We start from the raw sequence: 13,333 nt of genomic DNA on the forward strand, positions 1-13,333 counted from the left end.
CTCACAGCGGTGGAAGCAGACGCTCTCCACCAATCGGCCCAGCTGTAGAACCAGCTTCATTCTGATCCGCCGGGGCCGCGGCCATTGGCTCCTCGTTGACATCTTCCCAATAGGCCCAGCTAGCATTCGGACCTCCGCTCGCTGACCTGAACCGGGTGCGAGCCTCCTCGAGATTGACGACTACGAATTGCCCGGCCTTGGCATCGGATATCGCACCGAATTCTCGTAGTTGGGCCAAATACCATGCCAGAGTGAAGTCCGTCCGCGAGTGCTTCCCTTCATGTTCAGGAGAAACGTATTTCAAAACATCATGACGCGGCTGGTGCTGCTCGAACGCATCACGCAGTTTTCGCCGACTGAACTTCACGCCGGGGCGACCGCTTTCAGTAATCCATGCCACCAGGTCAATAATGGCGAGCCAAGTTTGATCCTGATCGATTGGCCTGCGCGGCCCAACGCGGTCCGTCTCACCAAACGACTTTGCGTTGCGCTCGAAGATTCCTGGAAACTGTTCAGATATGTCAATAAAAGCGCCATGTTCCTTCACGCGCATAAGCGCGCGCGGGCGCAAATCTGCCCCCATTGAATTGGCCTTTGCTGTCGACAGAAACAGCACGTCACGAACGCTCAATTGGGGGTATTGGACCAGGACCTGTTCTACATTGTCATTTTGCGTGGCGCAGCGCAGTTCGATCACTGTGCGAGGCGTAGTTGACCACATGGCAGAACCTCGCAGCCGTTCCACGGCTGGATCGTCGGTCTTTTTGGCCGCATCCTTCGGCGTGTGACCGATGATAGCCCAGAACATTCCCTGCCGACGCGACATGCGGTTTAGATGGAAGAGGAAGTTAGTAGTCGCTTCGGAATGCGACATTTCGAACCCGGCCATCGAAACCGCGGAATCGAGAATGACGCCCACGAAGCGATCTTCTGGTCGGCCGTTAGCGACAGCCTCTCGATTTGCCTCGTCGAGGAATTTCTCAATGCTGTCGAGCGACGGGGTGGGACCCCATTCGCCTCTGTCTCCTCCCCGTGAAAAAAGGGAAGGGTTCAAATCCCCGAACTCTTGGTTGCTCATCGACAAGAATGGCATCACATGGATTCTGGAGCAGACGTCCTCGATCTGCTCCTCGGCCCAGCCGGTTTGATCACTCATCCACCAAGCTATATCGCCGATGCGCTTGAACAAGTGTTCTCGCAGATCTTCTGCGGAGAGAACCAAGATCTTGCCGGTAGCTCTCACATCTGCACCGAGCCATTTTTCGGGCTTTTGATCGCCACGTGCGGCAATATGCATCGCAAGCCACAGCAAAAGCTGTGTTTTCCCGGTGCTGCCGGTTCCGAACAGCACGGTTGCGCCCGTCGCAGGCAGAAGCCCGTCGACAGCCCAGTCCATGACGAAGTCGGCTTTGGCCGCTGCGCTTGCGTTGTAGGCGCCTCGCCGCGCGAGTACGGTCCAATTCTCATCGCTCATGCTAATTCCTTCCGTAGGCAGGCACCTTAGATGGCGAGAGTTAACCGATTGCTATCTTTATAAATTTCCTGAATTTGAATTCGTTTACCTTTTATTAACACCCTGCCATGATACAAATCCGAATGGGGGTAAGGGGGTAGAGGGAGAGAGAGGAGCTTTAGTCCTCAACTCTCCCTCTACCCCCTTACCCTTTCGGTAATGCAGGTGTGAAGCTCAATAGGAAATTCGAGTTCGCACGCGCTGAGTGCAACGCTCCGGTCGTTTGCTGCTCAAAATCACTTCCTTCTAATGCCCCATCCTGCTGGCCGCCGCCTCGGTCGGTTTAAAGACCGTTGCTGCGCGGATGACGCGATCTCACGGTCCGACCCAGACCGAACCATTTTGAATCCGTGCCGAAGAAATCACGGGTCCAGAACTTCTAAGTTTTGGCCGAGGGCTGTTTTGCGGTGACTTTCGGGGCCGAAAGATACCGAGAAAGGAAAAGAACTAAGCTTGAAAATGTCAGGGTAAGTTTTGACCCTGAAAGGAAAAAGAAGTGAGCCGAGTTGCGTATTTCCGCGTGTCCACCGCAGATCAGTTGATTGACGCCCAGCGCGCACAAATGGAGGGACCGTTCGATCGAGAATTCGCCGATCATGCCGTAAGCGGTTCTACAATGGCGCAAAGTCGGCCCGGCTTTTCCGAGATGCTGCGATATGTCCGTGAGGGAGACACTCTCTATCTCTATGCAGTCGATCGCCTTGGCCGCGATGCCATCGATATTCAGACGAACGTCAGAGAGCTGTTGGACAAAGGCGTCACACTTCACATTCGTGGACTGGGTCCGATCGGTCGAGGTGTCGGAGAGCTCATCATCGCGGTCCTTGCTCAGATCGCAGAAATGGAAAGACAGCGGATCTTTGAACGGACCCAAGCAGGCCGCGCCGCAGCTATCAGATCCTTGATCGCGATGGGGCGCACGCACCGCGGCAAAGAAAGCCTAGGGCGACCGCGAGCTTGCAATCCGACCGAGGTCCGCGAATGGCGTGAAGAAAACAATGCCAGCATTGCCGTCACCTGCCGGCAGTTCGGAATCTCGCCTTCGACAGTCAAACGCTACTGTCGCATGGGCAAAGGAGAGTGACCGCTGGCAATAACGCCATGCGAAACGATGTCGCCGTGTTGGTCACTCTTCCGCGAAGAAATCCTCGTCTAGCCGCTTGAACTCGATCTTGCGGCTGACGCGGACGCCGACGCCATATTCGATCATCAGGTCGGTCAGACGGTCCCCGTCGATCAGGATGACGCGCTGGGCGAGGTGCTTGACGTACTCGCGCGCCTGGCTGCTGAAGGTGGAGGTGGTGACGAACACGCCCTTGGTGGCGCCATGGCCGACCAAGCTACCGACGAAGGCCGGCACATCGGGGCGACCGACCGTAGTGTCGGCATAGCGTTTGGCCTGCACATAGACCCGGTCGAGCCCCAGCCTGTCCTCGTTGATGACGCCGTCCACGCCGCCGTCGCCCGAACGGCCGAGCTGGGTGGCTGCGTTCTTGTGCGATCCGCCATAGCCCATGGCAATCAGCAGATCGACGATCAGTTGCTCGAAGAAAGCCGGAGTGTTCTGGACGATGCGTTCCAGCAGCTCCGCGCGGAGGGCCGATTGCACCGCCTGATAGGCCGCTTCAATCTGCTCTTCCGGCGTACCGGCTTCGGCTGACGGGGCGATGGCAGCGGGCGCGGCATCATCGTCAACGGACTTCTGGCCGCTGTAAAATTCGCGAAAGCCCTCATAGTCCTTCAGTTCGTTCACGCCGATGCGCGCGGGATTGGATGCCAACAGCGCCCGCCCCGCTTCGGTCGCGATGAAACGTCCCCGCTTCGGCGAGGCGACAAGACCCGCCTTGGACATATAGAATTTTGCCCAATGGATGCGGTTGTGGAGCAGGCGTTGCCGTCCGCTGGGCAGCATTTCTTCGCGTTCGTCCAGACTGAGGCCGAGATCATCGGCGATGCGTTCGGCGGCATCGGCCACGCGCTGTTCGCCGCTGGCGGCGAGGCGCAGGACCGGCAGCATCAATGTCTGATAATCGGGGATGGCCATGGGATCAGGCAGCCTTCTTGCGGCCGCGCTTGGCCTTTGGCGCGGTAGCGCGTTCTGATCGGATGCGATCGAGCAAGGCGCTGGCGGGTTCGTCGGCGGGGTCTTGTGGCACTAGTTCGCCTTTGAAAGCCTTCGCGAGCACGGATTGATCAAGTCGGTCAATCAGCTTGCGGCTGCTGGACGCATCAGACGAAAGGCGTTCGACCCAGGCAAAGGCAGATTTTATGCGACGAACGAGTTCCGTTTGCTCGGCCTCCGAACAAATAGGGATCGGCAAACCTTTGACTTTGGAAATACTCAATGTGTGCAAGCCAGAACTAGACGATGCGACGGCTTCAATCGCAGCTCGCCCTCCCGGCGACATCAGCCAGTACAGCGCAAATTCGGGCAAAACGGCGCGGTCTAAACTCACACGGATCAAATGATTCTGATGCGAGCAGCCAGGCACTTCATCATTCCAAACGGCTACTCGGCCTATCTGATCGATGCTGCCATTGCCTTCGACAACGAGGAGATCGCCCGCCCGAAGTAAGGTGCGCTGATATTCGGCCTCCGTGCATCCAACATGGGCTATGTCGGCAAGCCTGAGTTGATTGGCGTACACATTGGCAACCCGCAGATACGGCACCTGCTTCGGCAAGGATTTCCGAGCTGCGTTTTTTGTGAGGCCGCCAGTAACCTGGCCTACTCCTCCGATGGATGCCCACGCCCACCCAATCGGTAGCTCATCTAACTGTGATGCACGGGCGTCGATCCGATCGCCACCTTGAGCTGCGATTCCATTATGTTCCATGCCTCGCGTCAAATCACCCCGGAAGGCGGCGGCGAGGATGGCCTGTTTGTATTTCTCGACGAGGCGGGGAATGTGGTCGAGATGGTCGCGGGCGCGTTTGGATTTGCCGGTGAGGCTGTCGATCTTCGCCACAATCCTCCGCTGTTCGGGAAGTGGCGAGACAGGCAACTCCATCGCACGAACGTCTTCCAGATTGAGTCTCGGTACCGCAGTTCCTAACCGCGCTTCGTCGAATTGCCTCCGAGCCGATGGCGACCGCAAGAAATGGGCCATGAACGCCGTAGACGTCAGGGCACGCCTAGCGCGAACACGACACGACGATTGAGTAATGTTCCCGCCAGCCAAATCTTCAGGAACCGTAGCTACTTTTCCGATCGTGCCCACAATCGAGAGTAAAACGTCCCCGGCATCAAGTGATGATCGGCTATATCGCTTTGCAATCTCGGGAGTGGTGCGTCGCAACTCTGTCAGTTGAATGGCATCGTTTACGATTTCAGTGGGTCGAACATAAGGAACACCCTCTTTCTGGTCAGGGCCGGGCTGAAGAATTCCGTAAATAATAGGGGCATCGGGCTCAACCGCTTCAGCGAGAGAGATGGTAGCCCAACCTTGCGGCAATCCATTCATGCCGCTGCTCCCGCGACGGCAGCAGCTTCGTCAACGCTATCCGGCTCCAACTCGTCCGACAGCACTTCAATTTCTTCCAGCGCCGCCTTCAGATGGCCGATGATGGCGGCAGCAATATCCTCCGGTTCGGTCAGCGCCTCTTCGGCCTCCGCTTCAGTGTCGCGAAGCCAGCTTATGTCGAGGTTGTCATTGCGATCGGTGATGGCAGCCCGATCGAACTTCCGCCAGCGGCTGTCCTCTCCCTGATCCTGCCTCGCAGCGCCGCCATTGGCGTCTGCACCATAAGCGGCTTCAAAATCCGCAAAGTCGGCAACCGACAGCGGGCGGGTCTTGCCATAGGCAGGCGCATTCGCCCGCATGTCATAGACCCAGACTGCCTTCGTATTGCCCTTGTCGCTCTTGCCGCGCCGGAAGAACAGCACGTTGGTCTTGACGCCCTGCGCATAGAAAATGCCGGTCGGCAGGCGCAGGATGGTGTGCAGGTCGCACAGGTCCATCAGCCATGTGCGCAGGCGGCGGCCCGTATTATCCTCGAACAGCACGTTATCGGGAATCACCACGGCAGCGCGGCCACCGGGAGCCAGTGCGCGCACGATATGTTCGACGAAGGCAAGCTGCTTGTTCGACGTGTCCGCCGTGATCGAGAAGTCGGATCGGGTCGGACGCCCGCCGCCCTTCTTGGTGCCGAAGGGTGGATTGGTCAGGATCAGATTGGCTTTGGGCAGCGCCTCACCATCGGGGGAGAGGGTATCGATATTCTCCATGCCGCCTTCGATGCCGTGCAGCAGCAGGTTCATCATGCTCAGGCGATGGGTGTCCGGCACCAGCTCCGCGCCGGAAAAGGCGTTGTGCCGCTGGAAGAAGGCCTGCTGCTCCGTCAGCGTGTAGAGATCATCCGTATGATCCTTGATGTAGCGATCGGCGGCGACGAGGAAACCGGCCGTTCCCCCTGCTGGGTCCTGGATTACTTCCCCCGGCTGCGGCTGCATCAAGCGCACGATGCAGTCAATCAGCGGGCGCGGCGTGAAATATTGCCCGGCACCGGATTTCTTGTCGGCAGCGTTCTTTTCCAACAGGCCTTCATAAAGGTTGCCCAGCCCCTCTTCGCGGGCGGAGAACCAGTCGAGCTGATCGATGTTGGAGGTTAGCGCCTTGAGGTTGGTCGGCTTGCGCAGGCGGGTCTGTGCGTCGATGAAAATGGCGCCGACCAGCGCGTCCTTCGCCTTGCCGAGTTCGAGCAGCATCGCCTTGTAATAATCGAGCTGATCCATGCCTTCGCGTTTGGCGAGCAGGCCCCAGCGCCACCCTTCCGGCAGCTGCTCTTCCTTGCCGGTTTCCTCCAGCATCTTGAGGAACAGCAGGTAGGTCAGCTCCGTCACATATTCGTTATAGGTGACGCCATCGTCGCGCAGGACGTTGCACAGGCCCCAGAGCTTGGCGACGATATCGGTGGTGGTACTCATTTACGCGGTCTTCTTCCACAATTCTTCGTTGATGCCAGCGAGGATGCTTTCCAATTCCCCGCCGAACACCTTGTTCAGGCGATTGAAGCCCCCATCGGCGATGAACGGCTCCTTGTCGATGGCGGCGCAGTCCACCACGATTTCTTTTTCAATCTGCTCACCGATCCGCTTGAGCCAGCGTTTCTGCGGGTCAGTCCATGCACGGCTTGCCATGATAGCGCGCATCGCGCCCCGCACGCGGTCTTCATAGGGGATAAGGGCATCGCCCAGCGCGGCCTGACGGACGAAGCCGATGACCGAAGCAGCGATTTCCTCATTGCGTGCATCAGCCCAGGCGCGACGCAGATTGGCGTCTGAGAAACCCTTGGAGTCCAAAGCCAGGCGCAGTTCCTTGAGATCCGCGCGGGTCAGATCGCGGGGACGCTGCACGACGAGCTTCAGCGCGGCGATGGTGTTGATATTGTCGCGCACGAAGGCGGCAAAGCTGTCCAGAAAATCCTCAGGCTTCGCGCCGCTACCATAGCCACGCGACACATCGACGACATGATCCGCGTGCTTGGAAATCGGGACAAAGCCGGGATTGTCCCCATCAGCCTGCCAATCGAGGATGGCACCGATCGCGGCGCGATCCTTCAGCCAGGCGGCAAGCCCCGGCGAATCACCGGACATGACCCGCTGCAACATGGCCTCCGGCGTTTCGCCCGCTGCGGCCTCGAACTGCTGCCTAGCCTCATCGGTCAGCTTTTTGATCCGGCGGCGCAGCTTGACGGCCAGCTGTTCGCGGATGGCCTCCCGCTGCCCATCGTTCTGCGCTTCCGTCATTTCGCGGACAAGCTGGGCGAAGCTGATCGAGGGGTTGACCACAACCGGCTTCATATCGGTCATGTTCTGGAGGTGAGGATAGAGATCGACGGCATCGAAAATCCGGAAAACCTCCTTGCCTATTTCCGGGCACTGACGGGTCGCACGGCCGATCATCTGTTCATACAGGATGCGGCTGTTCACCCGGCGCAGGAACACGAGGTTGGTGATCTTTGGCACATCGATGCCGGTGGTGAGCAGGTCGACGGTGACGACGATTTGGGGGTTGGCATCGTTGCGAAACGAGCGAATCCAGTTCTTCACCTTGTCTACGCTGCCCGTGATTTTCTTCACGGCTGCGTCGTCAATCTCCCCATATTGCTCGGCGAAAGCGGCCTTGATGGCGCTCACCACCATATCCGCATGGGCATCGGTCGCGGCAAAGATCAGCGTCTTGCCCGGTAGCGCGGGGTCAATGTGCCGTGCCAGTTCCTCCGCCACGACACGGTTGAACTCAGGTGTGATGACCTGCCGGTTGAATGCCTCGACCTCGAAACGGATTTCGTCCGGTGCGTGGGCCAGATCGACTTCGCCGGTCCGGGTGTTGAGCAGTTCAAGCTCCTCATCTTTCTCGAACTTGATGCCAGCCCGCGCCAACGCGGTTTCGATACGGATCGGCGGCTCATGGTCGATCAGGAAGCCATCGACCACCGCTTCGCGATAGGAATATGTGAAGACCGGATCGCCGAAAATGTCGGTGGTATGGAGCGCAGGCGTGGCCGTCAGGCCGATCTTCACCGCGTCGAAATAGTCCAGTACGCGCCGATATTTCGAGATATAATCGTCCTGCCCCCGGAAGCTCAATTCTGCATCGGACATTTCCCGGTCGAGCAGATAGCCGCGATGGCATTCGTCGATCACCATCAGGTCATATTGGTCAACGGGCGGCACGGATGCGCCATCGGCAGCGAACAGGACTCGCTTCACTAGCCCCTGAATCGTGCAGATGTGGACTTTGGTTTCCACGTCCGGGGTAACGTCTCCCAACCCCTTGAGGCCGAAGATTTCGGCGAATGTCTTACCGGACACGACCTTGGTGGTCGAAAATTCGCCCTCTGTCTGGTCGCCCAACGCACTGCGATCGACAACGAAGCAGATCCGCCGGAACCGTTTGGCCGACAGCAAGCGGTACAACATCGCGATAGCGAGCTTGGTCTTGCCGGTGCCGGTCGCCATCGCGACCAGGACGGCGCGCTGCTCAGCCGACAATGCCGCCTCGACCGAGCGGATCGCGCTTTCCTGATAATGCCGAAGCGGGAAACCGAATTCGAACGGCTGCGCCTTAAGTGCGGCATCCGCTGCGTCCTGATCGACCTCAAGCTGCCCGGTAAGGCCTTCCGGCGTCGGCCAGTCCACCAACGCGCGACGATGGTTTTCTGCGCGACGGGTATCGCGGAACCAGATGCCGCTCTCGGTCTCAATCTGCTTGAGATAGGACCGGCCATTCGCGCTGAACACGAATGGCACCTTGTGCTCGCCCCATGGCCCACCGGCATAGCTGAAATCGGCGCTGTCCCTGATGCCGGTCGAATAGCGTTCAGCCTGGTCGATCGCGGCTGACACATTCTTCCGCCGCCGCTTCGCCTCCACAACGCCGATCAGAGTTGTGCCAACGAACAGGGCATAATCGGCGGGGCCATTTGAAGTAGGCCACTCAGCGATGGCGAGATTATGACCTTTTGCAGGTCGAACACCGTTGCCGTATCGAAGGTCGCGGGTATCAACCTCCCAGCCACGATCGCGCAATTGCTGGTCGATGAGGGCACGGGTTTCCGCTTCGTCGAGGTCGATCTTAACCGCAGCCTTTTCACCGCGCTCGACCAATTGAGCAGCCTCAGCGCGCGGTACAGTTTCCGCTTCGGCTTGAAGGTCGACGAGCTTGCTCGTGACTGCGGCCTTCTCAGCGTCAATGTCCTGGGCGACCTTCTCCCAGGCGGCTCGCTCCTCGGCCTCCCGCGCCAATCGCTCTTCTATGGCCTCGCGAGCGTGGGCTTGTTCCTCAGCTTCCAGGCGAGCGCGGGCTGCATCGCCTTCAGTTTCTGCCACCTTCTGCCGGAGCTTTTCAATCTCTGCGCGCAGGGCAACGGTTGCATCAACGGGTTGGCGCGGCGGCACGAATGCGCCGGACTGGAAGTTAGCAGCCCGGCCATAGGTTCGATGAAACCAGACGCCGAGTGACCAAGCGAATTTCAGTGCCGTCAGGGCTGTGGAATGATTGCCCTTCGCTTCATGCACGGCGCTGTTGCCCGCTTTCCGCAGGGCATGAAAGATATCGCTGGCTTCCTTGGGGATCAGGCGATCATATGACAGGCGGCGCAGCGTTTCTTCGAATGTCTCGCGCTCATCACGATAAACGGCGTGATGCGCTGCGACCATCTTCGCCATCAATTCAGCGAACTGGCGAAGCTTGACGATGGCGGTTGACGGATCGCTTGAGAAATAGCGTTCCGCCAGCCCTCCCAACGTCACCAGCTGCTTATCATGGGCCTCAAGGAAGCCGAAATTCAGCGATTCCACATCGCCCCCTCATCCGTCGACATCACCGCAATTCACACAACCGACACTAAGGTGGTACTTGGAACCGATCCGCCAAGGCAAATGCTAATTCGTCCAGAAATCAGACATTTCGCAAATTTCTATCAACGGCAGAAAAATCTCACGTTCGGGCGCCATCAGCGCGACCTTTGGCCACGCAAACTGTTGGCGAGGGCCTGTAATCGCTCGAATTCGGCATCCCTTCCCGAAGCCGGCAGCGTTGTCGAACGTTCCTGATCGGAGATTTTGACAGTCTTCTGCGCTTTAGTTTGGACTGGTGGGGGCTTTACAAACGCCTCCCGCTCGCGATTTGACCAGTACATATCGGCCAGCGCCAGCAAATCAGAGATGGGTTTGTATGTAGACCAAGAAGACAGGGTATCAGCCAGTGCCTGATCCGGAAGTTTAACATCCCACCCCTGCTCCGACCGCCGAACCGTCCGGCTTTTCCCCAGTTTTAGCTCCGCAATTGCACGCCGCGCCACCTCCACTCGCTTCGCTTCAGAAACGTCCAACCACGGAGAGGCTGCACGCTCTCGCATCGCAGCGGCTATCACGGGATGATCGGAAAAGACCTCGACGGTTATGTCCCAGCCCGATTCCTGCGGCGAGATTTTCAGGCGCCCATTTTCCTGGACCACACGCATGGCCGGATCCGATAGCAAAGCAGTCCTCAAGCTCTCTACGGCGGCATCGCGGGCGGGGTCGGGTTTTAGCTCCGGCTGGAGGACAGGTACCGGCTGGCCAATCAGTTGTCCGGCCGATTCTTCTCCTAAGCGACCACGATCAAACGCAATGCCGTTTTCAGTTTCGCCCCCTTGCGCCGCTTGCGGATTTGCGCGTTCAGCGTTCTCTCGTGGGCCGTCCATCATAGTAGATCGATCCCGCGGTCCTACCCCGCGGATAAGCTCCTTACCCGCCTGCGATCTGCTGGCAGCGATTTCTCTAGCCTGAGCAAACACCCCCTTCGCTCGGGGCGTCTGTCCGGCACTCACTCTGCCGTCTGCAGTTTCGGCCAACGAGATATGCTTAGAGTGAGGCAGCGCACCTCCAGCCTCTTGAATGGAGGCGCTAGACGAACCAACCTCCTTCGCTGCCTGGTTCGCCATGTCAGGCACGGTTACGGCGGGACTGATTAGTGACAATGCGCCCACATCACTGATAACCGCCTCCCGCGCCGGTTGAGCCGCTATGAGTGCCGCAACGTCCGGCCGACCTTTGTAACGTTGCAACAGAGCTGCTGCAGTTGGAAATCCGGCCACCCCTTCGATACCATAGGACTTGATCGCCGCGCGCAGGCGTCCGACTTCCGCATCCTGAATTTTAAGTTGGGACTTGAGAAAGGCAGGTGCCCGCCTTTCTAGAGGCTGGGACCGCAAGAGCGCTCTGCTAGCGGCATCCAACGTTGGGACGTCAAACCCTTTAGCGGTACGAATTATGACGGGCTTGTCGCGAAGGATGCGCTCGCGCAACGCCGCCCACCGCAACGTAATTGGACGAACTGGTGGGGTACTCTCCAGACGAGCGCCTGCCTGCTGGCGCCCCGATATCTTTTCCAGTTCCATACGGAATTCGGCGAGTATGCCTTCGATTTCTTCAACCATTCTCCGCACGTCACGCTCGGCCGTCCGCCGATCTGATTGATAGGGGGCTAGAGTCGTCGTGACATGTTGGAGGTGCGCCACAGCCTCGTGACGCCGACGCTCAATCTTGGCCTGATCGCGCACGATCGAGGCCTTGGCCTTACCAGCGTGAATGCTATCGAGCATCCGGTCGCAGTTGCGCTGCACCAATTCGGCGCGTGATTTGGCGAGGAGCTCGAACAATGTCAGTGTTTCAAGTGCCGCTTCTGCACCTTTGACGGCGTAAAGCAGGTCACGCAATCGGTCCCAAGTTTGATCAAAATGACGATACCAGTCGGTTTTCTTGTCTGCCTTTGCCAGAACGTCAGCCATCTGTTGCGCCAGCGCTAAGCGATCGGCAAACCTCGTCCGTTCCCGATCTTCGATTTCACCCAGCTCAGCCTGAAGCGACCTGTACATATTTTCAGTTTCGGCTTCAGTGGCGACGCCAAATTTCGAAAGCCGAGATGCCGCCGGTCCCATGTGCATCTGCGGCTTTCGTTGCATGCCGGCCTCGGCGAAACTTCGAGGATCTAACCGGCGCTTGACCTTCAACTTTTCCAGTTCTGCATTGCAAAGATCTGCAAAGTGGGCCCGCATTTGAGCGATATCTCGGGCGCCGGCCTCCCAATATGCGCCATCTGCCTCCTTTCCTTGCCGGCGCTTTTTTTCCAGCTTCACGTAGTATTTTTTGCGCTCCGCCGCGCTGAGCTCAATGTCCCATTTCTCCGCAGCCTCAATGAAATTGCAGGCACGATCGTGACTGACCACATGCACATGCGAATTGCGCCGATCATTATCGGCATCAGGATCATGCAACACCAACGTGTACATAGTGCCCATGCCGTCAAAGGTGGCGGCCAAGCCACGAAGAACACGATCTAGGGCTTCGGGGGCAGTTGCGATCTCGACTGGAACTTCAAAGACCCATCGGTTCTGAACGCGGCCATTACGCGTCCGAGGTATGGTGACGGGCGGGCGGTGGGCGTCCCAGCCATCGATGGCGGACAGGCGAGCGAGAACAGAAGCCGCGAGCCCGGCGTCACACTCTACCCGTACCGGTTTTCGATCACGCAACCGTTCAGAGCGTACAGAGCCGGTCGTCTGCAGCGCGATAATCTTGCTCAGCGGGGCCTGAACACCTTCAACATCGGCGAGCACCTTCTTCGCCCCCTCCCAAAACGCCGGCGCCGCCCTGTCCGGGAAAAAGGCAACGTGTGGAGCCGAAGCCCGACGTTCATTCTGCTCTACCGCTTTCCAAAACCCTCCCCGGACGACCGGATCTGACGAAATATTTGATATGACCCTGGCTACCCGAGAGTGCTCTAACTCGTCATGCGTTTCGCTGGGTGCCAGAGCCGCATATCGTTCAAACTGGTCCGCACTGATCGCGGGCGATTCCAAAGCCACCGCTTGCTCGGCGACATAGATTTCGAATCCCGCCGCATCTTTCCTTTTGTCCGGTCCAGAGGCAGCACTTTTCTTGCGGCTTCGGCCAGCAACCTCTCCGCCTCTTCCTACGCTTTCAAACTTGCAATGGAACGATGATCCTCCACTCGCCATCGTGGCGCGCCCAGACAGTGCCACCGGCATAAAGAAATCGACAGGCTGGAGGAACGGCCCCTTCCCGCTTTTGCCCTTTTCATGTTCGATGGGCCTCCGGAAATTTCCGAAACGAATACTGCCCACGAGTTCCTCGCGCTCCTTGATCGCGATGAGGCGACGGACTTTGTCCGTGATCGAGTGAATGTTGGCAGCGATGACCATAGCGTCATCTTAACTGTCTGCCCAATGCTTCCGGAAGCACCTCCTCATTAAAAATTCTTCCGAAGGACCACTCGCACAGCGAGTCAAAAGATATATCTAGGTCAAAAC

7 protein-coding genes are annotated in these 13,333 nt (G+C 58.4%); 1 reads left to right on the forward strand and 6 read right to left on the reverse strand.

The window, feature by feature from the left end; genetic code table 11:
* Position 1 precedes the first annotated feature (1 nt).
* A complete protein-coding gene (locus I5E68_RS11985) occupies positions 2 to 1,474 on the reverse strand; it encodes an AAA family ATPase (protein ID WP_197163999.1) in 1,473 nt (490 codons plus the stop codon).
* Between the two features lie 535 nt (positions 1,475 to 2,009).
* Between I5E68_RS11985 and I5E68_RS20380 the strand changes: the two genes are divergently transcribed.
* Positions 2,010 to 2,597: a recombinase family protein gene (locus I5E68_RS20380; RefSeq protein ID WP_197164001.1), complete on the forward strand. Its 588-nt coding sequence runs from the start codon at positions 2,010 to 2,012 to the stop codon at positions 2,595 to 2,597.
* A gap of 42 nt (positions 2,598 to 2,639) precedes the next feature.
* On the opposite strand, the gene I5E68_RS11995 is transcribed toward I5E68_RS20380, so the two are convergent.
* The 5 genes from I5E68_RS11995 to I5E68_RS12015 all read right to left on the reverse strand — a co-directional run bounded on the left by I5E68_RS11995 (position 2,640) and on the right by I5E68_RS12015 (position 13,225).
* Complete coding sequence (locus tag I5E68_RS11995) at positions 2,640 to 3,557, reverse strand: restriction endonuclease (protein ID WP_197164003.1); 918 nt, start codon at positions 3,555 to 3,557, stop codon at positions 2,640 to 2,642.
* 4 nt (positions 3,558 to 3,561) lie between these two features.
* Positions 3,562 to 4,977, reverse strand: coding sequence for a restriction endonuclease subunit S (locus tag I5E68_RS12000; RefSeq protein WP_197164006.1), 1,416 nt, complete (start codon positions 4,975 to 4,977; stop codon positions 3,562 to 3,564).
* Positions 4,974 to 6,440 (reverse strand): class I SAM-dependent DNA methyltransferase, encoded by a 1,467-nt coding sequence (locus tag I5E68_RS12005; RefSeq protein ID WP_197164008.1) that lies wholly within the window; start codon positions 6,438 to 6,440, stop codon positions 4,974 to 4,976. The genes I5E68_RS12000 and I5E68_RS12005 overlap by 4 nt, the downstream gene beginning before the upstream one ends.
* Positions 6,441 to 9,818: a type I restriction-modification system endonuclease gene (hsdR, locus tag I5E68_RS12010; protein WP_197164010.1), complete on the reverse strand. Its 3,378-nt coding sequence runs from the start codon at positions 9,816 to 9,818 to the stop codon at positions 6,441 to 6,443.
* Positions 9,819 to 9,973: 155 nt separating this feature from the next.
* Positions 9,974 to 13,225: a MobA/MobL family protein gene (locus tag I5E68_RS12015; RefSeq protein WP_197164013.1), complete on the reverse strand. Its 3,252-nt coding sequence runs from the start codon at positions 13,223 to 13,225 to the stop codon at positions 9,974 to 9,976.
* Positions 13,226 to 13,333: the final 108 nt, after the last annotated feature.

The organism is Novosphingobium aureum, from assembly GCF_015865035.1.
GTDB classification, from domain to species: domain Bacteria; phylum Pseudomonadota; class Alphaproteobacteria; order Sphingomonadales; family Sphingomonadaceae; genus Novosphingobium; species Novosphingobium aureum.

Excerpts from the sequence above, each read along its gene's own strand:
- I5E68_RS11985 (WP_197163999.1), bottom strand. The coding sequence starts at position 1,474 with ATGAGCGATGAGAATTGGACCGTACTCGCGCGGCGAGGCGCCTACAAC.
- I5E68_RS11995 (WP_197164003.1), bottom strand. The coding sequence starts at position 3,557 with ATGGCCATCCCCGATTATCAGACATTGATGCTGCCGGTCCTGCGCCTC.
- I5E68_RS12000 (WP_197164006.1), bottom strand. The coding sequence starts at position 4,977 with ATGAATGGATTGCCGCAAGGTTGGGCTACCATCTCTCTCGCTGAAGCG.
- I5E68_RS12005 (WP_197164008.1), bottom strand. The coding sequence starts at position 6,440 with ATGAGTACCACCACCGATATCGTCGCCAAGCTCTGGGGCCTGTGCAAC.
- I5E68_RS12015 (WP_197164013.1), bottom strand. The coding sequence starts at position 13,225 with ATGGTCATCGCTGCCAACATTCACTCGATCACGGACAAAGTCCGTCGC.